Origin of the sequence: Microbacterium sp. KRD172 (genome assembly GCF_017168295.1) — a bacterium.
Lineage (GTDB): Bacteria > Actinomycetota > Actinomycetes > Actinomycetales > Microbacteriaceae > Microbacterium > Microbacterium profundi.
Map to the genome: position 1 here is coordinate 820,788 of NZ_JABFAS010000002.1, position 23,251 is coordinate 844,038.

A 23,251-nucleotide genomic window follows, 5' to 3' on the forward strand; every position below is an offset into this window, starting at 1 on the left:
GGTGTCGTTTCGTGCCGCTGCGAGGGCGCGGATGCGGCACGGAGAGACACCGCCTCGGCGCGAAGCGACCCCTCCTCGGCGCGAGTCGACGGTGCGTCGGCGGGAGGTGTCGCTTCATGTCGGGTGGCGGAGGTTGGAGCGGCGCGAAGCGACCCCTCCGGCTGGGGAGGGGCCGGGGTCGCGCGCCGGAGCAGGTCGTGCGCGAGCAGAGTCGAGCCCGCGACCGCCGCCGGCATCGTCACGATCGCACCGAACGGGACCAGGAAGCACAGCTGGGTGGCGACGCCGAAGCCGATGACTCTGGCACGTCCGGCACCGAGCATCTCCGAGCGCATGGAGGGCGTGAGACCGCGGGCGTCGAAGGCACGACCGGTGAGTTCTCGGGCGAGCAGGCGACCGGTGAGGACGATGCCGGTCACCGATGCGAGCACACCGCCGACGAGGGGGAGCAAGCCGATCACGAGCGTGAGCAGCGCCACCAGGATGCCGAGCACGACCAGTCGCAGGCCCTCGCCGATCGTGGTCCACAACCCTGTCTTGCCGGTGGGTTCGTCGCCGCCGAGCGAACGCTCGACACCCTGCCAGATGCGCTGGTAGAACGGGTCGCCGATCGTGAGGGTGAGGGCGGTGAACACGGCGCCAGCGAGAGCGAGCGCGGCGATGAAGATGACGAGTCCGAGACCTATGCGCAGCGTCTCACGCCACGGGCTGCCCCAGCCGTCGGCGAAAGGGGTTATCCAGTCGGTGATCGGGCCCAGTGCGAAGCCCAGCGGGATGAGTGCGGCCAGCAGCACCGCCCACGCGATGAAGGCGGGGATGAGTCCCAGCGACATGAGCTTGGTGTGGGTCTTCCACATCCGGAAGCCCTTCAGCAGGGTGCCGACGCCGATCCCGAACTCACGCAACATGGCTAAAGCGTATCCATCTGGTCAGACCGCCTTGCTGATCAGATCACCTTGCGCAGGGTGAAGCCGCGCGGTGTCGGTACGAATCCTGCCTCTTGCAGCGCGGTGGCGAACAGGGTGCCGTAGATCGGCTCGCCGTTGATCTTCTCCACGGTGAGCGTCTCGAGCCTGCGTGCACGGGAGGTGGCTGCGAGATCGGATGCCGCAGCGCGCAGCACTTCCGGATCGTCGTCGAATGCCAGAACAGTGCGGCCTCCGCGTTCGAGGTACAGCACGAGCGCGCCGTCGACGAGCACGACGAGTCCGCCGGCCTTGCGGCCGGGTCGATGCGAGATTCCGTCGCGACGTGGCCAGCCGAGAGCTGCGCCGTAAGGGTTCGCGGGGTCGGTCGCAGCCAGCGTGATCGCCCGCAGCGGTGCGGGATCGGCGAGATTGGCGAACGTGCGAAGGCGATCGACGGTGGCGGATGCCGCGAACTGCGCAGCGCCCAGCTTCTCGATCACGTAGCCGCGGCGGCAGTGCCCCGCCTGCTCGAAACCGGCGAGGATCCGGTATGCCTGGGCGAAGCCGCCGGGCACGCCCTCCGCCTGCACGGCGCCGCGCGTGACGACGCCGTAGCGATCCAGCAGAAGTCCGGCGGTGACGGTGGCGCGACGGGCGGCTTCCGCAGCATCCGCCGCCGAACCCGTCTGTGGCAGCACCGACCAGCGTCCGCCGGTGATCGTCGGACGCTGGGGCGTCTGCCCGGCGAACGACACGCCACGGAACGTGCGCGTGCGCGGAGCGCGACGGACGGACTTGTGCGCCTGCGATCCGCCGGCGAGCAGCTGACGCACCGGTGAGAAGGTGTCGTTCGTGACGCGCCCCGCCCAGGTGAGCGTCCACAGGGCATCGAGCACTGACTGCTCGTTGTCTGCGCCCACGCGTTCGCGCAGATGGGCGGCGAACGAAGCGCCGCCGCTGCTGAGCGCCTCCAGCAGTCGCCCCTCGAGCGAGTCGGCGGCGATGTCCGTGCCGAGATCGGCGTCGGGCTGCGGCAGGGTGAACGGCGCCAGATCCACCGGATGCAGTGACACCCACCCGTCGCGACCCGGCAGAGTGCCGTGACCTGCCCACACCACTTCGCCGCTCGCGGTGAGTTCGTCCAGCAGTGCGGGGGAGTAGTCGCGCACGCGCGAGGGCAGTACCAGCGATTCCCACGCGCTCGCCGGGACCGGTACACCGGCGAACTGCTCGATCACCGCGAGCACGCCGTCCACGCCCTCCAGCGGCCGCGTCAGATGCTGCCAATCCGGCAGGAACCTCGCGTACGCCTCAGGAGCGACCGGCTCGACGCTGCCGCGGATCGCGGCGAGTGACCGCATCCGCAGCCGGCGGAGCACTTCGGTGTCGCACCACTCGATCTCCGACGAAGAACCGGACCCTGAGCCTGTCGAAGGGTCCGGCAGGAAGTATCCACTGGTGAGGCGCCCTGTGTTCTCCAGCCGCTGCAGCGTGTGACGGGCGACGGCTGAGCCGATCCCGAAGCGGAGCGAGACGGCATCCGTCGTGAACGGACCGTGAGTTCTCGCGAAACGGGCGACCAGGTCGCCGAGCGGATCGGCGAACGGTTCGAGGAACGCGACCGGGATGCCCGTGGGCAGCGCGACGCCCAGCGCATCGCGCAGGCGCCCGGCGTCTTCGATGGCTGCGACGCGGGCGGTGCCGGCGATCGTGACCGGGATGGCGCGGCGGGCGGCGACGAGGTCGTCGAGGTGCTGTTGCGCGATGGCACCTGAGGCGGATTCGGGGGAAGCTTCGTCTCGCTGCGCTCGCTCAGCCCGTTTCGTCTCGCTGCGCTCGCTCAACGACCCGTCGGCGCTGCCCGACTCCGCACTCGGATCCTGCAGCCGCTCCGCGACCTCAGCCGGATCGAGCGGTCCCAGCATCCGCAGCAGATCGGCGACGCCCTCGAGTCCTCGCACGTGTCGCTCGGGGTCGAGGCGCTGCGCCTCGCGCTCGAACTGCGTCAGCACGTCGGGGTCGAGCAGCTCTCGCAGCTCCACCGTGCCGAGCAGTTCGCCGAGCAGCGCCGGATCCACCGACAGCGCGGCGGCCCGGCGTTCGGCGAGCGGCGAATCGCCTTCGTACATGAACGCGCCGACGTACCCGAACAGCAGATCGCGCGCGTACGGCGATGGCTGCGCGGGTTCCGTCTCGACGAGTCTGACCTTGCGCTCGGCGATGGCGGTGGTGAGGCGGCGCAGCGACGGGAGGTCGTACACGTCCTGCAGCACTTCGCGCAGCGTCTCGAGGATCACCGGGAAGGTCGGATGCCTGCGAGCCACTTCCAGCAGCTGCGCAGAGCGCTGACGCTGCTGCCACAGCGGCGTGCGCTTGTTCGGATTCATCCGCGGCATGAGCAGCGCGCGCGCCGCGCATTCGCGGAAGCGTGAGGCGAACAGTGCGGATCCGCCGACTTCCGCCGTGACCAGATGCTCGATCTCGTCAGCGTCGAAGACGAACAGCTCGGCGCCGGGCGGTTCGGCCTCGGCATCCGGAATTCGAGCGATGATGCCGTCATCGCTCGCGACCGCCGATTCCTCCACACCGAGCCGCTCGCGGACGCGTGCGTTGACCGCCAGAGCCCAGGGCGCGTGCACCTTCATGCCGTATGGGGAATGCAGGATGATTCGCCAGTCGCCGACCTCATCACGCCCTCGCTCGACGGTGAGGGTGCGATCGGTCGGGAGGGTGCCGGTGGCTTCTCGCTGCTCGTGCAGATGGGCGAGGAGGTTCATGCGCGCCTGCTCGTCGAGACCCGCCTCGATGAGGCGCTGCGCCGCCTTCTCCGGCGTCGCCGCGGCCACCTCGCGCGAGAACGCGCCGAGTGCCTCGCCGAGTTCGTACGGCCGGCCGATGCCGTCGCCGTGCCAGAACGGCACCTTTCCCGGCTGCCCGTATGCGGGCAGCACGTTGACGCGGTCGTGCGTGATCTCGGCGATTCGCCAGCTCGTCGTGCCGAGTGTGAACACGTCTCCGACGCGCGACTCGTAGACCATCTCCTCATCGAGTTCGCCGACGCGTCGTCCCGCGCCTTCGCCGGCGACGAAGACGGCGAACAGTCCGCGGTCGGGGATCGTGCCGCCGCTGGTGACCGCGATCCGCTGCGCACCGGGCCTGCCGGTCAGCGTGCCGGCATCCCGATCCCAGACCAGGCGTGGCCGGAGCTCCGCGAACTCGTCGGAGGGGAATCGGCCGGCCAGCAGGTCGAGCGTGGCCTCGTAGGCGGAGCGGGGCAGGGATTGGAACGGCGCCGATCTTCGCACCGTCTCGAACCAGTCCTCGACTCCGATCGGTGCCAGCGCGCAGGCCGCGACGGTCTGCTGCGCGAGGATGTCGAGCGGATTGCGCGGCACGGCGATCGCCTCGATCTTGCCGGCCAGCATCCGCTCGGTGACGATCGCGGTGTGCAGCACGTCGCCGCGATGCTTGGGGAACAGCGCCGCGCGGCTGATCTCGCCGACCTGGTGACCTGCGCGGCCGACGCGCTGCAGGCCGGATGCCGCGGACGGCGGCGCTTCGACCTGGATGACGAGGTCGACCGCGCCCATATCTATGCCGAGTTCGAGGCTGCTCGTCGCGACGACGCAGCGCAGGATGCCGGATTTCAGTTCTTCTTCGACGAGCGCCCGCTGCTCCTTCGAGACCGAGCCGTGGTGCGCCTTGGCGAGCACTGCGTCCGCGCCTGCGGTCGATCCGGCCTGCGCCATCATCGCGGCGGGCGGGCCCGCCCGCTCTGGGACGGGCACGCTCGGTTCCTGAGCCTGTCGAAGGGTGCGCTCGGCGTAGATCTCGTTGAGCCGGCCGGTGAGGCGCTCGGCGAGGCGACGCGAGTTCGAGAAGACGATCGTGGACTTGTTCTCGAGGATGCGGTCGACGATCGCCTCTTCGACGTGCGGCCAGACGGATCCCGTCACTTCGGTGTACTCGGCCGGGTCGTCGCTCGCGGGCGGAGCGCCGGCTGTCTCTTATACACATCTCCTGTCTCATATACACATCTCCCAGCCCGGGTTGGTCATGTCGGCCATCGGCACGACGACCGAGAGGTCGAAGGTCTTGGATGCCTTCGGGGCGACGATCTCGACGGGCTCGGATCCGCCGAGGAAGCGGGCCACCTCGTCGATGGGGCGCACGGTGGCTGAGAGGCCGATGCGCTGCGCGGGGGAGGTGTCTTCGCGACCGGCTCGGCGGAGGGCATCCAGTCGCTCCAGGCTCACGGCCAGGTGCGCACCGCGCTTGGTCGCGGCGACCGCGTGCACCTCGTCGATGATGACGGTGTGCACGTCGCGCAGGGTCTCGCCCGCGCGACTGGTGAGCATCAGATACAGGGATTCGGGCGTGGTGATGAGGATGTCGGGTGGGTCGGAGACGAGCTTGCGGCGGTCGCTCGAGGTGGTGTCGCCCGAGCGGACGCCGACGCTCACAGACGGGGCCGCCAGCCCTAGCCGACGAGCGGATTGCCCGATGCCGACCAAGGGGGAGCGCAGGTTGCGCTCGACGTCGACGCCCAGCGCCTTCAGCGGTGAGATGTAGAGGATGCGCGTGCGCGCTGTGCCCTTCGCAGGGGCGGCATCGCCGGCATCCGTTCTCTCGCGGAAGACGCGGTCGATCGCCCACAGGAACGCCGACAGCGTCTTTCCCGATCCGGTCGGGGCGACGACGAGCGCGTGCCTGCCGGCTGAGATCGCGTCCCAGGCGCCGGCTTGCGCCGGGGTGGGCGCGCTGAAGGCGCCCCTGAACCAGTCCTGTGTGGCAGGGGTGAAGCGGTCGAGCACCCGGTGCGCTGAGCCTGTCGAAGCGTCGCTCATCACTCCATCATCGTCTGTGGGTGGGACATCGGGGCTGACTGCTCCCACCGCACGAGTGAGATTCGCGGTGGAGTCGAGGGCGAGCTCGGCATGCAGGCTGGTGGAAGTTGCCAGCCAGGTGCCGCGGCGGTGAAGCGCTGATTGGCTCAACTGCATCTGGGAATCGATATCGATTGTGGCTGATGGTAGCTTTCATCGCTCTCGGTCGGCATCATCGATGGATGGCGATGATGCGTCCTCGGAAGTTCGACGGGAAGGCGACGGCGCTGGTCTGGCCCAATCGACGGTGAGCAAACATCTCAGCTTCCTCCTTGAGTGTCGGCTCGTGTCCGTTCGTCCCTCTGGCAGGTCGTCATGGTATTCGCTTTCCGAGCCAGCGGCGATCTCCGCGTTGATCGGCGCTGCGGAGGAACTCTTGGACGCGACAGGTACTAGGGCCGAACTGTGCGCGCATCTGCGCGGTCTCGGTGAGAAACGAAGAGAAGAAATGGAGACCCTCTGATGGGTGCAGGACATAACCACGGGCCGGCTGTTGACGAGAAGGCGGGCCTTCCCGGCGACTACCGACGGAAGCTGTGGATCGCCTTCGGCATCACGGCGATGATCGCCGTCGCGCAGGCCGTTGGGTCAGTCGTGACTGGTAGCCTCGCGTTGCTGACCGATACGGCTCACGCGATCACGGACTCCTCGGGTCTCCTGGTGGCTCTTATCGCGGCAACTCTGATGCTGCGGCCCGCAAGCTCCAAGCGGACATGGGGATTCCGGCGCATCGAAGTCATCGCCGCGCTTGGTCAGGCCGCCCTGCTTCTCGTGGTGGGCTTCTACACCGCCATCGAGGGAGTCCGCCGCCTGTTCGAGCCCCCGGAGGTTCCGGCGACGGAGCTCCTGGTGTTCGGCGTCATCGGACTGACTGCCAACATCATCGCGATCCTCATCCTCTCCTCCAGCAGAGGAGCCAACTTCAACATGCGGGCCGCGTTCCTTGAGGCGCTCAACGACGCTCTAGGCTCACTCGGCGTCATCGTCGCCGCTATCGTGATCGCCACCACCGGGTTCATGCAGGCGGACGCTCTCGCGGGTCTGCTCATCGCCGCGCTGATCGTGCCACGCGCCTTCAAACTCATGCGCGAGACCGCCAGCGTCCTGATGGAGTTCACCCCGAAGGGGCTGGATCTGGATGCGGTACGAGAGCACATCTTGAAGCTTGACCACGTCAAGGACGTTCACGATGTGCACGCCTCTACCGTCGCAACCGGCTTGCCCACCCTCACGGCGCATGTGGTGGTCGAGGACGCCTGCTTCACGGACGGTCACGCCGCTGAAGTTCTCCAAGATGTGAAGGACTGCGTGGCTGACCACTTCGAAGTCTCCGTCTACCATTCGACATTCCAAATCGAGACCGAGCACATCAGCGAGCACGAATCGGAATCCGTCAAGCACGCATAGTCAATGCGCCCAGCCCGAACTTCCAAACACGGCGGACAAGACGTCCCGACGATACCCGGGCGTGTCGAACGATGCAACCGTCGGGCGTGTCGCGGTCGTCATCCGTTCACCGATCGGTCTTCAGAACGTCACGGTTCCCGGCTAGCCTGGCGCGCATGATCACGCATCGCCGCGTCCGCGCGGCCGCTCTCACAGCCCTCCTGGTCGTCGGCGTTGCCGTCATGACCGCCGTCCCTGCCGTCGCCGCACCGCCGGATCGTGCGCCGAGTGATTCCGACCTGCGCTTCGCCACTTTCAACGCCTCGCTCAATCGCGGCACCGAGGGCGCGCTCGTCGCCGATCTCGCCGCCCCTGGCAACCCTCAGGCGGATGCCGTCGCCGAGATCATCCAGCGCTCGAACCCCGACGTGCTGCTGATCAACGAGTTCGACTACGACGCAGGCGGTGAGGCGCTGCGGCTGTTCCAGGAGAACTACCTGTCGGTGCCGCACGACGATGCGAAGCCCGTCGAATACGCCTATCGGTACTCCGCCCCGGTCAACACGGGGGTGCCCAGTGGGTTCGACCTGAACAACGACGGCGCGATCTCCGGCGGCGACGACGCCTGGGGCTTCGGTCTCTTCCCCGGTCAGTACGGGATGGCGGTCTACTCGAAGTACCCGATCGATCAGGACGCCATCCGCACCTTCCAGAACCTCGTCTGGGCGGACATGCCTGGCGCGCTTCTCCCCGACGACCCCACGACGGCGGAGCCCGCCGACTTCTACTCCGCGGAGGAGCTCGCCCGATTCCCACTCTCGAGCAAATCTCACTGGGACGTGCCGATCGAGGTGTCGAAGAACAAGACCGTGCACTTCCTCGTCTCGCATCCGACTCCGCCGACGTTCGACGGTGCAGAGGATCGCAACGGCCGACGCAACCACGACGAGATCCGGCTGTGGGCCGACTACATCGCGGGCGGCAAGACGGCCTCGTACATCGTCGACGACCAGGGCGGGGAAGGCGGTCTCGGCCGCAACGAGCTCTTCGTGATCGCCGGCGACCAGAACGCCGACCCGAACGACGGCGACTCCACAGACGGTGCGATCGATCAGCTCCTGGATAGCCCTCGCGTCAACACGGCATCCGTGCCCACCAGCACAGGCGCACTGGAGGCGACCGAACTGCAGGGCGGAATCAACCTCGAGCACGTGGGCGACCCCGCGCAGGACACGGCCGACTTCTCCGAGCCTCCAGGAAACGTCCGCGTCGACTACGTGCTGCCCAGCCGCCAGATCCGGATCCTCGACTCGGGGGTCTTCTGGCCGGCATCGGATGATCCGCTCTCCCGCCTGACCGGCGTCTACCCGTTCCCCTCCAGCGACCACCGGCTCGTCTGGTCCGACGTGGACGTTCCAGGAGGCGGGCAGCGCTGACCCGCTCGAAGCGCGGCATCCGCCTCATGGGGGATGCCGCGCTGATCGACGCTGACTAGCGTGGAGTCATGCCTGATGACCGGATGAGCGGACAAGAGGCGCGACAGCGGATGAGCTGGGGCGCCGGCATCGCGCTGGGAATGGGCGTCGGCGTCGCCATGGGCTCAGCGCTCGACGACATGGGGCTCGGCATCTCGATCGGCATCGCCATCGGAGTGGCGTTCGCCATCGCGCTGGGCGCGGTTGGGCGACGCAAGCGTCCGCCAGAGGAACAGGAAGACGACGCCGACCCCGGCGGAGCGGATTCAGCCAGCTGAGGCGTCTCGCCACTTCTCGAGGAAGACGCGCACGTCGAGAAGCTCGTCTTCGGAGATGCTGTGGGTCAACCCGGGGTAGACGCGGCCGGTGAGCTCGGAGTGGTCAGGCAGCCACTGCGCGGTGTGGGCGATCAGCTGAGCCGGGATCACGTCGTCGTTCGTACCGCGGCCCCAGAAGACGCGGGGCCGCGCTTCGCGCAGCGCCTCGTCTTCCGGCAGATCACCGGGTGAGGCGTAGCCGCTGAGCGCGACCACGGCCCCGAAGCGCGCTGGATCGAGGCGCAGCGCCTGCAGTGCGACCGCGGCGCCCTGCGAGAACCCGAGCAGCGCCACAGTCGGCGCGTCGCCTGCCGCGACGTCGAGCCACCGCAGAAATGCGCGGGCGGCGATCGTCACAGCATCCGGATCCCGTCCGTTCAGACCGTCGATCGCGTACCACGACCTGCCAGGCATAGGCCACGGCGGGGCAAGGGGCGCGGCGACGGATGCCACGGCGACGCCTTCGGGAAGGAACGGCGCGAGCCCGAACAGGTCGTGCTCGTCGGCGCCGTACCCGTGCAGCAGCACGAGCAGCGGCAGACCTGCGCGTTCTTCGGGTGCCCAGCGCGTGGCAGCCGCGTCGATTCTGAGTTCCTCGCTCACGGCATCCATCCTGCCAGCCTGCACTGACATGCACCGCCGCAGAACTGCGCAGACGCAGACACTGGTAGAAATGAGACATGTCGGTGCGCACACCTGATCCTGACCCCGAGGGGGGCGACGACGACCTCTCCCGGTTCACTGAGCTGCCCGCAGACGCGAACAATCCGGCATGGCTGAGCGAGTTCGAGCTCGCAGAGGCTCGACGCCGACTGCCGATGCTCTACGTCGAGGCGATTCCCGTGCGCACTGACGGCACCGGACAGGTCGCCGAGCTCGGCATCCTGTTGCGTTCCACGCCGCTCGGCGAGATGACGCGCACGATCGTCTCCGGGCGGGTGCGCTACGGCGAGACAGTGCGCGACGCCCTCTTCCGACACCTCGAGAACGACCTCGGCCCGATGGCCTTCCCTCTGCTTCCCCCGCAACCGCTGCCGTTCACCGTGGCGGAGTACTTCCCGCTTCCCGGCGTCAGCGCGTACCACGACGATCGCCAGCACGCGGTCTCGCTCGCGTTCGTCGTCCCGGTCACCGGCACGTGCGAGCCCCGTCAGGACGCCCTCGAGATCACCTGGTTCTCTCCGGAGGAGGCGGCATCGGACGCGGTGGCCGCAGAGATGGAGGGCGGCCGCGGCACCCTCATCAGGATGGCCCTCGCCAGTCTCGGCCTGTTGCGCTGACGCAGACTACGCCGTGGTCAGTCGCCCGAGCTCCGCGATGAACGCGTCCACGTCCGACTCCTGCGTGTCGAAGCTGCACATCCAGCGCACTTCGTTGCGCGCGGCATCCCAGTCGTAGAAGCGGAACGACTCGCGCAGACGGTCGGCGACGCCGTCCGGAAGCGTCGCGAACACGCCGTTCGACTGCGTCGGCTGAGTGAAGCCGACGCCCCGGATGCTCCCGGCATCCAGCCCCGCCTCGATGCCGGCCCGCAGTCTGGCGGCCATCGCGTTGGAGTGCCGAGCATTGCGCAGCCACAGGTCGCCCTCGAGCAGCGCGATGAGCTGCGCGGAGACGAAGCGCATCTTCGACGAGAGCTGCATGTTGTACTTGCGGCCGTAGATCAGGCCTGCGGATGCTTCGGGATTCAGCACGACGATCGCCTCGCCGAGCATCGCGCCGTTCTTGGTGCCGCCGAAGCTGAGCACGTCCACACCGGCGTCGCGCGTGAACGCGCGCAGGGGCGCGTCGAGGGCGGCGGCGGCGTTGGAGATGCGTGCACCGTCCATGTGCAGATGCATGCCGTGCCCGTGCGCGTGATCGGCGAGGGCGCGGATCTCGTCGACGGAATAGAGCGTGCCGAGCTCGGTGGACTGCGTGATCGACACGACGAGCGGCTGTGCGCGGTGCTCGTCGCCCCAGCCCCAGGCCTCACGGTCGACGAGTTCAGGTGTGAGCTTGCCGTCGTCGGTGGGCACCGTGAGCAGCTTCATGCCGCCGATCCGCTCGGGCGCACCGCCCTCGTCGACATTGATGTGAGCGGTGGATGCCGTGATCACGGCGCCCCAGCGCGGCAACATCGACTGCAGGCCGACGACGTTCGCGCCGGTGCCGTTGAAGACGGGGAACGCCTGGATGCCGTCGCCGAGGTGGCCGCGGAAGACCTCCTGCAGGCGCTCGCTGTACTGGTCTTCGCCATACGCGATCTGGTGGCCGTCGTTCGCTGCGGCGATCGCCGCGAGGATCTCGGGGTGGATGCCGGAGTAGTTGTCCGACGCGAATCCCCGGATCGCGGGGTCATGCAGAGTGGTCACCGGATAAGCCTATGTCGGATGTCGGTGGTGAAGAATACGCTTTGACCCATGAAGCGCACGGCCGCAATCGGTGCTGGCCACCGGCATCATCGGCGGCGCCTACATGCTGTTCGTCGCGTTCTTCGCGATGGTGTTCGGCACGACCGGAAGCCCAGTGCGGGACCGCCACTCCTAGAGTTCGATCACCCGATCGTTGAGGTCGGCCGTATCCGATTCCCACAGCGCGACGACGGCGTCGGCGAGCGCCTCCGGTTCCAACGCCTTGGCGCGGAAGATGACGGATGCCGCGCGCAGAGGCTCCCCGGTATCCCGAGCGGTCTTCTCGAACCCGTGCGCGACGGCGCGCGCCCATGCCTCGCTCGCGGCCTTCACCGCCGCGTAGTTCGCCCCGCCCGCGAGCGGGCGCGCGACCGCTGTGGATGACACGATCGCGAAGCGCCCGGCATCCGACGCCTGCAGAGCACGATCGAAGGCGCGACTCGTCGCCCGCACGGCCTGCAGCGCAGGCAGCAGGGCATCGAAGTCCTTGTCGGACTGCCCGGCGAGGCCCCCGCCCCCTCTCCAGCCGCCGACGAGGGGGATGACGCCGTCGACCTGCCCGAGCCGCGCGGCCAGGTCCGTCATCGCGGCGAGCGATGTCGCATCCGCGACGACTACCTCGGCGCCGGCATCCGCTAACGCAGCCAGCCGATCCGTTGAGCGCCCAGTCGCGACAACCCGTGCGCCCGCCTCGACCAGAGCGCGGGTCACTGCCAGGCCGGCCGCACTCGTGGCGCCCGCAAGCACAATCGCATGCCTGTCCGCTGTCATCACGCTCTTCTTCCGATGCTCAAACTCACCGAGCCGTGCAACAACTTCGGAGAAGTGCACGTACTTCGGACGAATCGGCCCGAATTCTCCGAAGATGCTGCACTTCTCCGAAGAACGTGCACGCCGACGCTAAGCATCAGACGCTCGAATCCCCGCCGTCGACTCGATCACCGGTCGCATCTTCTTCTCGAGCGCCTCGAAGAACATCGACAGGGGGAACTCGTCGTCCAGCACCCGGTCGGTATAACCCTTCGGGAGCCCGGCGAGCACCTCATCGGGCAGTCCGCGCGCCCAGATCGACGCCGGATTCGGCGTCAGCACCGAGTTCACCAGGTCGTACGCGGCGAGCCAGTGCGCTGTCTTCGGGCGGTCGATCGAACGCCAGTACAGCTCATTCACCGCGTCGCTGAGCGCGATCACGGCATCCGGAACCTCGGCCCAGTCGAAGGCGAGCTGCGTGTCGGTCCAGTGCAGCACTCCGCGCTGATGCAGCCAGGCGAACAGCAGCTGCCCGCCGAGACCGTCGTAGTTTCGTACCCGCGAGCCGGTGATCGCGAAGCGGAAGATGCGGTCGAAGATCACCGCGTACTGCACGAGTCCGGCATGCTCGAGCATCTGCTGCTCGGTCTCGGACAGCGCATCCGACCCCTGAGCTTGTCGAAGGGCGAGAGAGCGCTCGATCGCGACCGACTCGCGGAATGCCGTCAGATCGCAGCGCAGCTCTTCCAGCGAGTACAGGAAGAACGGCATCCGCTGCTTGATCATGAACGGGTCGAACGGCAGATCTCCGCGCATGTGCGTGCGGTCGTGGATGATGTCCCACATCACGAATGTCTTCTCGGTGAGGTCCTGGTCATCCAGCATCCGCGCCGCCGGCTCCGGAAGGTCCAGCTTCGTGATCTCGGATGCCGCGCTCACCACGCGTCGATAACGGGCGGCCTCGCGGTCCTGGAAGATCGCGCCCCACGTGAACGTGGGGATCTCGCGCATCGCGACGGTCTCGGGGAAGAGCACGGCCGAGTTCGTGTCGTACCCGGGCGTGAAATCGATCAGCCGAAGCGAGACGAACAGCTTGTTGCCGTAGTCGCCGGCTTCCAGCTCGGCGATGAACTCCGGCCAGATCGCCTCGACGATGAGCGCCTCGACGAGTCGGTCTGGCGAACCGTTCTGCGTGTACATCGGGAACACGACGAGATGGCGGATGCCGTCGACGCGATGCCGTTGCGGCTGGAAGGCCACGAGCGAATCGAGGAAGTCCGGCACGCCGAAACCCTCGGATGCCCAGCGCTCGAAGTCACTGACGGATGCTGCGAGGTACTCCGCGTCGTGCGGGAAGGCCGGCGCGAGGGCGCGGATGCCGGCGATGATCGCTGCGACGTGCTCGCCTGCGGAGGCGTGTGCGGAGTCGTTCCCTGAGCTTGTCGAAGGGATCGAACCGTCCTTGACCTGCATCTCGCGGAGCGCGAGGGCGGCGTTCTTCAGCGTCCGCCAGGCGTCGCTCTTCTCGGCGCGGGCGGCGTCCTCGACGACCTCGGGCTCGCCGATGATGGCAGTGTTGTGAAGAGGAGTGGACATCGGGACCTCCGATCGATGGCTCAGCGGAAAATATCCGGCGAAATAGTGACTATGCAGATATTATTCCACCATGGAGGATGCTGTCGACCGTCAGATCATCACGGAGATCTCGCGCGATGCCCGAGCGACCCTGGCCCAGCTGTCCGACGCCGTCGGGCTCTCGAGCTCGGCCGTGCAGTCGCGGCTGCGCAGGCTGGAGTCGCGCGGTGTGATCAGCGGGTACCGTCCGATCCTCGATGCGGAAGCACTGGGCAAGCCGCTGTCGGCGTTCATCGAGATCACTCCGCTCGATCCTGGTCAGCCCGACAACGCCCCAGAGCTGCTCGAGTCGTTCACGGAGATCGAAGCGTGCCACTCGATAGCGGGCGATGCCAGCTACATGCTGTTCGTGCGGGTGGCGTCACCGCGCGCGCTGGAGAAGCTGGTGAACGAAGTGCGCCTCGCGGCGAACGTGCGCACCCACACCACCGTCGTGCTGCAGACGTACTACGAGAACCGCCCGATCGCAGTCGAGAGCGCCGACTGATCACGAGTACCACCAGGGCGACACCGATCCTCGAGCGGCTGAAGGCCGGCTGCGATCTCGGCCGCGGTCACGGCAAGGACAGCAACCCCCACCCGTAGGCGCATCGGGGCGCCGACTAAGATCTCGAGGGTGGCAGCATCCTCGAAGCGCAAGACATCGGCATCCAGACGGAAGCCGGTTCGCACCAGCGGCAACCCGGCTCGCCGGCCCATCGTCGAAGCGGCGCCGATCACGGCTCGCGACTGGATCGGCGCCGCACGCCTTCGCACACTGCCGCTCGCCGTCGCCCCGGTCGTCATCGGAACAGGTGCTGCGCAACTCGTGGATCGCGAGCTGCACTGGGTGATCGCTCTGGCGTGCCTTGCGGTGGCCGTGCTGATCCAGATCGGCGTGAACTTCACGAACGACTACAGCGACGGCATCCGGGGCACTGACGACCATCGCGTCGGTCCCGCTCGTCTCACCGCGTCTGGCCGTGTGCGTCCGCGCACCGTGCTGATCGTCGGTCTGGCGTTCTTCGCGCTCGCCGCCCTCGTCGGGCTGGGGATCGTCATCCGCACGGGTCAGTGGTGGATGCTGGCCGTCGGCGCCGTGTGCATCGTCGCGGCCTGGTTCTACACCGGCGGCAAACGACCGTACGGATACTTCGGGCTCGGCGAGGTGTTCGTGTTCGTGTTCTTCGGTCTGGTCGCGACGCTCGGCACCACGTGGGTGCAGGCGTTCCAGCTGCCCCAGGAGGCATGGCTCGGCGCCGTCGCGGCAGGGCTCTTCGCCTGCGCCGTGCTGCTCGCCAACAACCTGCGCGACATCGACCAGGACCGCGAGGTCGGAAAACGCACCCTCACCGTGCTCATCGGCCGCCGCGCGACGAAGATCGTGTACACGGTGTTCATTGTCGTTCCGTTCCTCATCGCCGCATTCATCGCGCTGCTTTATCCGATCGCCTGGCTCTCGCTGCTGGCGCTGCTCGCGGGCCTCCCGGCGATCATCATCGTGTGGACGTACCGTCAGTCACGTGAGCTCGTCGTCGCCCTCGCCCTCACGTCACTCACCGCGCTCCTGTACGCGGGCGCGCTGTACTGGGCTTTCGTCGGCTGAGAGGTCAGTCCTGCTTGGCGGAGGTGCCCGGGTTCGTGCCGGAGGCGGTGTCCGCGGCGTCGTCGAGCGCAGTATCCTCAGCGTCGGCATCCTCCGCGGCGGCGCTCGACCGACCCTGCGTCGTGCGCGACTCGCGGCGCTCATAGATCTTGGATGACGCGCCCGAGAGGGGTCCGCGCAGGAACAGGATCGAGATGCTCATGCCGATCAGCGCGGCGAAGATCACCGTGAGCCACCAGAGCTCTCGCATGATCGGGAAGAAGAACCACATCACCGCGAGTGGCACGAGGAACGCGAGCAACCGCAGCACGGAATAGACGAGGAGGGGTGGCAACTTCATCCCTCCAGTCTAGATCGCGGCGAAACGTGCCGTCATCGGGTGACTCATAGGGTTATCCCAGGCACGGTTCCTGGTCACAGATGTCACGGCCGGGTAACGTCGATGACATCGCGGCGATCCGGGTGGTCCCGGGCTCCAGTTCATACCTGAGAGCGTTGCGGGTTCGACTCCCGCCGTCGCGTCTACTTCAGACCGACCACAAAGTAGAGAATGGCGGCGGAAGGGTCAGCCTGGACGCAATCGCTAGACTTGATTCATGTCCAATCGACCCGTGAAGCAGTCAACGGGCCGGGTCGCGCTCGATCGGACCGCAGCCGAGGAACTCGCGCGCACGCTGCGTGCGGTAGCTGATCCTACGCGACTTCAGATCTTGAGCATTGTTCTCGGCTCGGCAGAAGGACGAGCTACTGTCGGACAACTCGCGGATACGCTGATGCTGAGCCAGCCGACCGTGACCCACCACGTGCGCATTCTCGTCAGCGACGGGTTTCTGAAGCGCGAGCAGGCAGGAAAACTGGGGTGGCTCTCGGTTGATCCCGGTCGACGCGCGGCGGTGGAAGACTTCTTAAGATGAACGAGCAGCCGCGGCATCGCGTCGGGCGGCCACTTGACCCGCAGGCAGCGCGCGAACGCGCCGCGCAGGTCGCGGTGCTGGGCAACCCTGACACGTTGCGGGTGCTCAGCGCAGTCGCATCCGGTGTCACCGCGGCCGAATTGGCTGACGCGCTCGATCTCGAGTTGGGCGTCGTGGAGGCCGCGATGGAGTCTCTGCGTCTGACGCGTCTTCTGCAGCGAGATGGCGACGAATGGGTTCCGTCTGCCGACGCATGGGTGCGCTTCGGTCGGTTGCTGTCTAATGACTCGGCCGACCTGCCCGAAGTGCGGCCCGCTGTGGCGCTGCCTCGAGGAGTCGCGACGGTGGTCTCCGATTTGGCCTACAGATTCAGCTCGACGTTCAGTCGCGAGACGGTGGCGAGTTATGTGGGGCAGAGCTATCTCGTGTTGGCACAGAGGACGCGAGTGCCCGAGCACCTGCTGACGATGACGGCTCGGTACGCCGCCGATCGTCTGGATGCCCTCGCCTCCGCACAGGGACTGGTCTTGCGCGATACGCCCGAAGTTCTGTTCGTGTGCGTGCAGAATGCTGGGAGGTCACAGATGGCAGGTGCGTTCCTGCGGCATCTTGCGGGCGATCGAGTCCATGTGCGCACTGCCGGTTCCGCACCCGCCGAAGCGGCTCACCCCCGCGTCGCAGCGGCGATGGAGGAAGCCGGAATCGAGCTGTGGGGCGAGTTCCCGAAGCCTCTCACTGATGAAGTCGTGCGTGCGGCCGACTACGTGATCACGATGGGGTGTGGGGACGCGTGCCCCGTCTTTCCTGGACGGCGCTATCTCGAGTGGGAACTGGCTGATCCGTTGGAACTCGACGACGCCGGCCTACGCGCGGTGCGCGATGACATCCGTGCACGGGTGCTCGACCTGATGACAGAGCTGGGAGTCGATGGTCAGGACGCGAGCCGGTAGCCTGCCACCCGCACGGTCTCGATGAGTGCTTGTGCGGGGGCGAACGCCGCCAGCCGTGCACGCAGTTTCGTCATCGCGACCCGTACCGAGGCATGGGGGTCTTCCAGGTCGGAGCCGAAGGCGAGGGCGAGGGCGTCGATGCTCACACTCTCCGGGTATGCACGAATGATCTGGTGCAGGAGCTCGAACTCCCGCGCGGGCAGGAGCAGCGCCTGGTCTCGCCATCGAAGGCTGCGGTGTGGGATGTCGAGAGTCAACTCGCCGATGGTGAGGATTCGCTCTATCGGGCCGGTCCGCGGGTGCAGCCGCGCGACGTCACGCAGTCGCTGTGGAGTCATCGGCAACCGCACAGTGCCGCGCACTCCCGCTTTCATCGCGCCGGCTATCGTCGCCGTCGCGGTGGTATCGGAAACACCGAGGAAGATAGATCCGCTGCACACAGGCTGGGCGATCTGCAGGATGGCGCTGAGCTGCGCGAAGGCTTCGCCGCCGGCGAGGATGAGCGAGGCGTCGTCATCGTGAGCGAGATCGGCGAGGGCGCCGACGATCTCTGGGTGGATTGTGATCGGCACTCCCGCGTGCCGGAATTCGGCGAAGCTGCCCCGGAGGATATCGGTGCTGTTGCCGTGTACGACGAAGCGGGCGTTGCCGGTCCGCGGGATGTCGCTCATCCGAACCGTCCACTGATGTAGTCCTCGGTGCGCTGATCCTGAGGCTGCTCGAAGATGTTCTTGGTGAGGTCGTACTCGACGAGGACCCCGGTGCGGTCGCCGGTGGTGTCATCGGCGAGGGCCGTGAAGAACGCAGTCCTGTCGGCCACGCGCGCCGCTTGCTGCATGTTGTGGGTGACGATGATGATCGTGTAGTCCTGGCGCAGGTCGTACATCAGATCTTCGATGCGGGATGTGGCGATGGGGTCGAGCGCGGAGCAGGGCTCGTCCATGAGGATCACGTCGGGGCGTACGGCGATGGTGCGAGCGATGCACAGTCGCTGCTGCTGACCTCCGGAGAGCCCGAACGCCGACTGCTTGAGTTTGTCCTTGACCTCTCCCCAGAGGGCCGAACGTGTCAGTGCTTCCTCGACGAGGTCGTCCATGTTGTCGACCTTCATTCCCGTGACCCTGGGGCCGTAGGCGATGTTGTCGTAGATCGACTTCGGGAACGGGTTCGGCTTCTGGAAGACCATGCCGATGCGTCGGCGCACTTCGATCGGATCGACGTCCTTTGCGTAGATGTTCTCCTCCTGGAAGAGGACGTTGCCTTCGACGTGGGCAGCGTCGATGAGGTCGTTCATGCGATTCAGGGAGCGCAGGAGGGTGGATTTGCCGCATCCGGAGGGACCGATGAGAGCGGTGATCTCGTTGCGGCCGAATTCGAGGTTCACGCCGGTGACGGCACGGAAGTCGCCGTAGTAGACGTTGACGTCCTCGCAGCGAATGAGTCCGCTGGGGGTTTCGGCGATGCGGCGTGAGTTGGCGGCGTGGAAGTGAGTGTGTGTTGCCGAGCTGTCTGTGGGGGTGCTCATGGTTACCACCGTTTCTGGAACTTGTTGCGGATGAAGATGGCGAGGGCGTTCATCAGGATGAGAACGGCGAGCAGAAGGATGCTGGTCGCGCCGGCGAGCTCGTGGAATCCCTCTTGTGGTCGCCCGGTCCAGTTGAAGATCTGAATCGGCAAGGTGGTGTATCCGCTGAGGAGCCCGTTCGGGTCGAAGGTGATGTAGACGAGAGCACCGAGTACGAGGAGTGGTGCGGCTTCGCCGAGGGCTCGGGACAGGGCGAGGATCGAGCCGGTGGCGATGCCGGGGACGGATGCGGGGAGCACCTGCCGCCAGGTTGTCTGCCATGGCGTCGCGCCCAGTGCTAGGGAGCCGTCGCGGATCTCGCGGGGCACGGCTCGAAGGGCTTCCCTGGTGGCGATGATGATGACCGGCAGGATGAGCAGGGTCAGTGCGAGTGCCCCGCCGATGACGATGTTCTTGTTGGTCACGCCCAGCATCGAAAGGAATGCGAGGGCGAGCAGGCCGTAGACGATGGACGGGACGGCGGCGAGGTTCTGCACGTTGAGTTCGACGAACTTGTTGAACCAGCGTTTCCGGTCGGCGAACTCTTCCAGGTGCACGGCGGCGGCGATGCCCAGGGGCAGGGTCATCACGGCGGTGGTGCCGATCGCCCAGACGGAGCCGAGGATGGCGGGGCGAGCTCCGGCTTCTTCAGGGTCGGCGGAGGGGAAGTTCGTTATGAGGTTCCAGGAGAGCTTGTTCTGTCCGGTGAGGAAGATGGTCACCAGCAGCGTGATGAGCACCGCGAACGCTACGAACAGCGAGAACCACAGCAGCAGGAGGAAGATCAGTGCGGTGGGGCGCATCTCGCCGTTTCGCCCGGTGGCCAGGGGCCGGGTCGCGTGGATCACGCGGGGCGGGGTGGTTGTCGGCGCGGACATCAGTAGGCCTCCCGGAATCGGCGCACGAAGCGGATGCTGATGAAGTTGATGAGCAGCGTGATGAGGAACAGCAGCAACCCGACAGCAAACAGCGTGTTGTATTCCAGGCTCCCGACGCGGGAGTCCCCGAGCGCGGCGTTCGCAATGAAGCCAGTCATCGTCTGTCCCTGCTCAAGCGGGTTGCTCACCATCTGTGCCTGACTGCCGGCGGCGATCGCAACGATCATCGTTTCCCCGACCGCGCGGGAGATCCCCAGAACGACGGCGGCGACGATGCCTGACAGCGCCGCGGGGAAGACAACACGGAGAGTGGTCTGCATACGGTTGGCGCCGAGAGCGGCGCTTCCCTGTCGGAGCGCGCTGGGAACGGCAGACATGGCATCCTCGGCGATCGAGGCGATGGTAGGGATGATCATGACGCCCATCACAAGGCCCGCGGCGAGCACGCTGAACGCACCCGTCGGCAATTGGAGCCAGTCGCGTAGAACCGTGCCCTGGACGAACTGGAGGGCGAAGAACCCGTAAACGACGGTAGGGATACCGGCGAGGATCTCCAGCAACGGCTTGAGGATCTTACGTACGCGGGGTTTGGCGTACTCCGCGAGCAGAATCGCGGCGCCGAGACCGAATGGCACGGCGACGAGGAGTGCGATCACGGTTGTCCATAAGGTGGCGGTCACCAGGGGCAGGACACCGAAGGAGGCGTCGGCGAATCTAGGAGCCCAGCGTGTGCCGAAGAGGAACTCGAGCACGGGCACTTCGGCGAAGAAGCTCAGGGACGGAATCAGCAGCGCGATGAGGATGCCGACCGTCGTGACGACAGTGATGCCGGCGGCCACGCGTAAACCGAGCTTGATGAGGAACTCACCGGGCCGGCGGCGCCCAGCGAATGATGCGGAGGGGGCGGGGGCCCGGCCAGTAGCCGGACCCCCTGTCCGCTCAGTGACGGTGACCATGGGAGGCGTCGTGAGCGGGCGGATCAGCCGAGTGACGCGAGCTCGTCGGCGGCCGTGGTGACCTGCTCCTCGGTGAGGGGGACGAACAGGGCGCGCTCGGCGATGTCGAGCGAGTTCGCGACGTAGAAGTCGACGAACGCCTTCACCTGTTCCTTCTCGACGTAGGAGGCGTTGTTGACGTAGATGAAGAGCGGACGACCCAGAGGAGTGTAGGTGCCGTCCTGAACGGTCTCCGTGCTCGGCATCACGCCGTCAATCATGGCGGCCTTGATGACGCCCTCGTTCTCTTCGACATAGCTCAAGCCGAGGAAGCCGATGGCGCCGACGTCGCCCGAGACGCCCTGGACGGTGATGTTGTCGTCTTCCGAAGGGCTGTAGTCGGCGCGGATCGCGCCTTCTTCACCGTTGACCGCGTCAGTGAAGTAGTCGAACGTGCCGGAGTCGGTGCCCGCACCGAACAGCGTGATGGCCTGGTCGGGGAAACTCGGGTCGACCTGGTTCCAGTTGGTGATCTCGCCCTCAGAGTCGGGAGACCAGATGGTGTTGAGCTGCTCGACAGTGAGGTCGTCAGCCCAGTCGTTCCCGGGATTGATGATGACTGAGAGCCCGTCGTTGGCGGCGACGATCTCGGTGTACTCAACACCCGCGGCTTCGCACTCCGCGGCCTCCTCGTCCTTGATCGGACGGGACGCGTTGGAGATGTCGGTCTCGTCGGCGCAGAAGGACTTGAACCCGCCGCCGGTGCCGGACGTGGCGACGGAGACGTTCACACCGGACTCCTCGTCACCAAACAGGTCGGCTGCCGCCTCGGTGAGCGGGGCAACGGTCGACGAACCGTCGGTGGTCACCGAACCGGACAATCCGCTTGCGGAGCCGCCCGATCCGCCGGAGTCGCCTTCCGCGGGTTGTCCCCCGCAGGCGCTCAGCGTGAGCGCGCCGATGACGACCAGCGCCGTGGACGCGAAGATCTTTGCTGTGGTCTTTCGCACGATTGCTTCCTTCATCTCAGATACGTGTCAGGCAGCCAGTGGACCGCCTCAAATAGATGGTTGTCTATCCGACGTATTCATAGAAGGCCATCTATGTGAACGTGAGGTGAACGAACGTGGAAGAACTCTCCTGAGTTACCGCGTCAGGAGAACCGGGCGAAGACGAGCGAGAGCGCAGCGAGGGCGACGGCGATGAGCGCCATGGCCGAGTAGGAGCCGGTCGCGACCGCGAGCAGCGGACCTATCGCGGGGCCGAATGCGCCGATGAGGGTGATTGGCGCGGCGAAGACACCGTTGATGGCGCCGTAGTTCTGAGTGCCCCATCGGTCTGCGACGGCTGAGCCCTGCACAAGGGTTTGTGCGCCGCGGACGGCACCGGCGGCGATGCCGATCGAGATGAGCAGCCACGGCGGTCCAGGGACGAGAGCGAGGAGAGCGAGGAACGCGACGCTGAGCCCGGCCGTGGCCGCAAGCGGGATCCAGGGGGCTGCGGTGTGCGGGATGGCGACATAGAGGAGGCGGCCGATCACCTGCCCTGCGCCGAGGAGGCCGAGTGCCCAGGCTGCGAGCTCATAGCTCAGGCCCTTCTCCATGAACAGCGGGATGAGGGCGAGCGTGACGCTGAACAGCGCTGCCGCCAGGGCGAGCATGGACAATTCCAGCATCCAGAAGCGCCGGGTCCGGATGACCGTGCTCACGGTATGCGCCTGGACGCCGTCGTCGTGCGCTATCGGTGTCCACGCGCGCTCGAGACCGAACCAGTGCAGTGGCACGGTGGTGACAAGCAGGACTCCGGCGAGAAGCAAGAACGTCGTTCGCCAATCCGTCACGGCGAGAAGACCGGCGACGATGGGGGCGAAGACCGTGGAGGCGAGACCGCCGGCCAGGGTCAGGATCGTCATCGCGCCACGTCGGCGCGCCCCGTACCTGCGGGCGATGACGGTGAAGGCCGCCTGATAGAGCACCGCTGATTGCGCGATGCCCGCGATGACCCACCCGATGGTGAACACGGCGAGATCCGGTGCCATCACGACGACGATGAGCCCGGCGGGACCGACGACGCTGCCGATGGTCATGATGAGTCGTGGGCCGCGCGCATCGAGCCACCGGCCGACGAACACCCCCGCGGCCGCGGATGCGATCAGGCCTGACGAGAATGACAGGGTCACCAGGGCGACGGGCCAACCTGTATCGGCTGCGATCGCAGGGGACGCGACGATGAGCGCATAGAACAGGATGCCCCAGCTGATGACCTGCCCTACGGAGAGCGCGGCCAGCCGACCACCAAGGCGGGGTGGCGCGTCCACTCCCGTCATGCGGAGCGGAGCGCGTCGGCGGCCGCTTCCAGAGCGCCGTCGTTGAGGGCGAAGTACGCCCACTTGCCACGTTGTTCCCGCGTGACGAGGCCGGCATCCGTGAGGAGCTTCATGTGATGGGAGACGGTCCCCTGCGAGAGGCCGACGGGCTCCGTGAGGTCGCAGATGCATGCCTCGCCGCCAGCGCCGGCCGCGATCAACGACAGCAGCCTGACCCGAGTGGGATCGCCGAGCGCCTTGAACACGCGTGACACCCGCTCCGCATCCTCAGCGGTGAGCGAGGATGTGATGCGCGGCACGCAGCAGGTGTTCGCTTCGATGGCGGTTGGCAAGCTCACGGGGCTAGTCT

Annotated in this window: 24 protein-coding genes and 1 tRNA gene; 10 read left to right on the plus strand and 15 right to left on the minus strand. The window is 66.9% G+C overall.

Going from position 1 to position 23,251, the window contains the following annotated elements; genetic code table 11:
• The 3 genes from J1M43_RS04200 to J1M43_RS17155 all read right to left on the minus strand — a co-directional run.
• On the minus strand, nt 1-908 hold a 908-nt coding region (locus J1M43_RS04200; RefSeq protein WP_206475973.1), incomplete at its 3' end, for an EI24 domain-containing protein.
• 38 nt (nt 909-946) lie between these two features.
• Complete coding sequence (locus J1M43_RS04205) at nt 947-4,864, minus strand: helicase-related protein (protein WP_374058510.1); 3,918 nt, start codon at nt 4,862-4,864, stop codon at nt 947-949.
• 69 nt (nt 4,865-4,933) lie between these two features.
• On the minus strand, nt 4,934-5,755 hold the full coding sequence (locus J1M43_RS17155) for a DEAD/DEAH box helicase (protein WP_374058511.1): 822 nt from the start codon (nt 5,753-5,755) through the stop codon (nt 4,934-4,936).
• A 217-nt stretch (nt 5,756-5,972) separates the two neighbouring features.
• Here J1M43_RS17155 and J1M43_RS04210 point away from each other — a divergent pair, with 217 nt between their 5' ends.
• From J1M43_RS04210 to J1M43_RS04225, 4 genes are all read left to right on the plus strand, one after another.
• Nucleotides 5,973-6,257 carry a helix-turn-helix transcriptional regulator gene (locus J1M43_RS04210; protein ID WP_084595740.1) on the plus strand — a complete coding sequence of 95 codons (285 nt, stop codon included), beginning with the start codon at nt 5,973-5,975 and terminating at the stop codon, nt 6,255-6,257.
• Entirely contained in the window at nt 6,257-7,201 is a 945-nt protein-coding gene (locus J1M43_RS04215; protein WP_206475975.1) for a cation diffusion facilitator family transporter, read from the plus strand. The genes J1M43_RS04210 and J1M43_RS04215 overlap by 1 nt, the downstream gene beginning before the upstream one ends.
• Before the next feature lie 155 nt (nt 7,202-7,356).
• A complete protein-coding gene (locus J1M43_RS04220; protein ID WP_206475977.1) occupies nt 7,357-8,616 on the plus strand; it encodes an endonuclease/exonuclease/phosphatase family protein in 1,260 nt (419 codons plus the stop codon).
• Nucleotides 8,617-8,684: 68 nt separating this feature from the next.
• Nucleotides 8,685-8,933, plus strand: a complete 249-nt coding sequence (locus tag J1M43_RS04225; protein WP_206475979.1) for a hypothetical protein — start codon at nt 8,685-8,687, stop codon at nt 8,931-8,933.
• Here the strand turns inward: J1M43_RS04225 and J1M43_RS04230 are convergent.
• On the minus strand, nt 8,922-9,575 hold the full coding sequence (locus J1M43_RS04230; RefSeq protein WP_234001299.1) for an alpha/beta hydrolase: 654 nt from the start codon (nt 9,573-9,575) through the stop codon (nt 8,922-8,924). The two genes, J1M43_RS04225 and J1M43_RS04230, sit on opposite strands and share 12 nt — an antisense overlap.
• A gap of 77 nt (nt 9,576-9,652) precedes the next feature.
• Between J1M43_RS04230 and J1M43_RS04235 the strand changes: the two genes are divergently transcribed.
• Nucleotides 9,653-10,252 (plus strand): NUDIX hydrolase family protein, encoded by a 600-nt coding sequence (locus J1M43_RS04235; RefSeq protein ID WP_206475983.1) that lies wholly within the window; start codon nt 9,653-9,655, stop codon nt 10,250-10,252.
• A 6-nt stretch (nt 10,253-10,258) separates the two neighbouring features.
• On the opposite strand, the gene J1M43_RS04240 is transcribed toward J1M43_RS04235, so the two are convergent.
• From J1M43_RS04240 to J1M43_RS04250, 3 genes are all read right to left on the minus strand, one after another.
• Nucleotides 10,259-11,326 carry a low specificity L-threonine aldolase gene (locus J1M43_RS04240; RefSeq protein WP_206475985.1) on the minus strand — a complete coding sequence of 356 codons (1,068 nt, stop codon included), beginning with the start codon at nt 11,324-11,326 and terminating at the stop codon, nt 10,259-10,261.
• A 171-nt stretch (nt 11,327-11,497) separates the two neighbouring features.
• Nucleotides 11,498-12,136, minus strand: coding sequence for an SDR family oxidoreductase (locus J1M43_RS04245; RefSeq protein WP_033106004.1), 639 nt, complete (start codon nt 12,134-12,136; stop codon nt 11,498-11,500).
• A gap of 129 nt (nt 12,137-12,265) precedes the next feature.
• On the minus strand, nt 12,266-13,711 hold the full coding sequence (locus J1M43_RS04250; protein ID WP_206475987.1) for a DUF6421 family protein: 1,446 nt from the start codon (nt 13,709-13,711) through the stop codon (nt 12,266-12,268).
• Nucleotides 13,712-13,781: 70 nt separating this feature from the next.
• Between J1M43_RS04250 and J1M43_RS04255 the strand changes: the two genes are divergently transcribed.
• Together J1M43_RS04255 and J1M43_RS04260 are read left to right on the plus strand one after the other, a co-directional pair.
• Nucleotides 13,782-14,237, plus strand: coding sequence for an Lrp/AsnC family transcriptional regulator (locus J1M43_RS04255; RefSeq protein ID WP_206475989.1), 456 nt, complete (start codon nt 13,782-13,784; stop codon nt 14,235-14,237).
• A gap of 129 nt (nt 14,238-14,366) precedes the next feature.
• Nucleotides 14,367-15,335 carry a 1,4-dihydroxy-2-naphthoate polyprenyltransferase gene (locus J1M43_RS04260; RefSeq protein ID WP_206475990.1) on the plus strand — a complete coding sequence of 323 codons (969 nt, stop codon included), beginning with the start codon at nt 14,367-14,369 and terminating at the stop codon, nt 15,333-15,335.
• A 4-nt stretch (nt 15,336-15,339) separates the two neighbouring features.
• On the opposite strand, the gene J1M43_RS04265 is transcribed toward J1M43_RS04260, so the two are convergent.
• Entirely contained in the window at nt 15,340-15,675 is a 336-nt protein-coding gene (locus tag J1M43_RS04265; protein WP_206475992.1) for a DUF4229 domain-containing protein, read from the minus strand.
• A 109-nt stretch (nt 15,676-15,784) separates the two neighbouring features.
• Between J1M43_RS04265 and J1M43_RS04270 the strand changes: the two genes are divergently transcribed.
• The 3 genes from J1M43_RS04270 to J1M43_RS04280 all read left to right on the plus strand — a co-directional run bounded on the left by J1M43_RS04270 (nt 15,785) and on the right by J1M43_RS04280 (nt 17,199).
• Nucleotides 15,785-15,857: transfer RNA gene (locus J1M43_RS04270), tRNA-Met, on the plus strand.
• A gap of 74 nt (nt 15,858-15,931) precedes the next feature.
• Entirely contained in the window at nt 15,932-16,249 is a 318-nt protein-coding gene (locus J1M43_RS04275; protein ID WP_033106009.1) for a helix-turn-helix transcriptional regulator, read from the plus strand.
• A complete protein-coding gene (locus tag J1M43_RS04280) occupies nt 16,246-17,199 on the plus strand; it encodes an arsenate reductase ArsC (protein ID WP_234001304.1) in 954 nt (317 codons plus the stop codon). Before J1M43_RS04275 ends, J1M43_RS04280 begins: the two co-directional genes overlap by 4 nt.
• Here the strand turns inward: J1M43_RS04280 and J1M43_RS04285 are convergent.
• The 7 genes from J1M43_RS04285 to J1M43_RS04315 all read right to left on the minus strand — a co-directional run bounded on the left by J1M43_RS04285 (nt 17,181) and on the right by J1M43_RS04315 (nt 23,240).
• On the minus strand, nt 17,181-17,870 hold the full coding sequence (locus J1M43_RS04285; protein ID WP_052166875.1) for a winged helix-turn-helix domain-containing protein: 690 nt from the start codon (nt 17,868-17,870) through the stop codon (nt 17,181-17,183). The genes J1M43_RS04280 and J1M43_RS04285 overlap by 19 nt on opposite strands.
• A complete protein-coding gene (pstB, locus tag J1M43_RS04290; protein ID WP_241245190.1) occupies nt 17,867-18,724 on the minus strand; it encodes a phosphate ABC transporter ATP-binding protein PstB in 858 nt (285 codons plus the stop codon). The genes J1M43_RS04285 and pstB overlap by 4 nt, the downstream gene beginning before the upstream one ends.
• Nucleotides 18,725-18,726: 2 nt before the next feature.
• Nucleotides 18,727-19,641 carry a phosphate ABC transporter permease PstA gene (pstA, locus tag J1M43_RS04295; RefSeq protein WP_206475994.1) on the minus strand — a complete coding sequence of 305 codons (915 nt, stop codon included), beginning with the start codon at nt 19,639-19,641 and terminating at the stop codon, nt 18,727-18,729.
• Nucleotides 19,641-20,597, minus strand: a complete 957-nt coding sequence (gene pstC / locus J1M43_RS04300) for a phosphate ABC transporter permease subunit PstC (protein WP_206475996.1) — start codon at nt 20,595-20,597, stop codon at nt 19,641-19,643. The genes pstA and pstC overlap by 1 nt, the downstream gene beginning before the upstream one ends.
• A 23-nt stretch (nt 20,598-20,620) precedes the next feature.
• On the minus strand, nt 20,621-21,586 hold the full coding sequence (locus J1M43_RS04305) for a PstS family phosphate ABC transporter substrate-binding protein (protein ID WP_307823245.1): 966 nt from the start codon (nt 21,584-21,586) through the stop codon (nt 20,621-20,623).
• Between the two features lie 143 nt (nt 21,587-21,729).
• Nucleotides 21,730-22,902, minus strand: coding sequence for an MFS transporter (locus tag J1M43_RS04310; protein ID WP_206476000.1), 1,173 nt, complete (start codon nt 22,900-22,902; stop codon nt 21,730-21,732).
• On the minus strand, nt 22,899-23,240 hold the full coding sequence (locus J1M43_RS04315) for a helix-turn-helix transcriptional regulator (protein ID WP_206476002.1): 342 nt from the start codon (nt 23,238-23,240) through the stop codon (nt 22,899-22,901). Before J1M43_RS04315 ends, J1M43_RS04310 begins: the two co-directional genes overlap by 4 nt.
• Between the last annotated feature and the right edge of the window lie 11 nt (nt 23,241-23,251).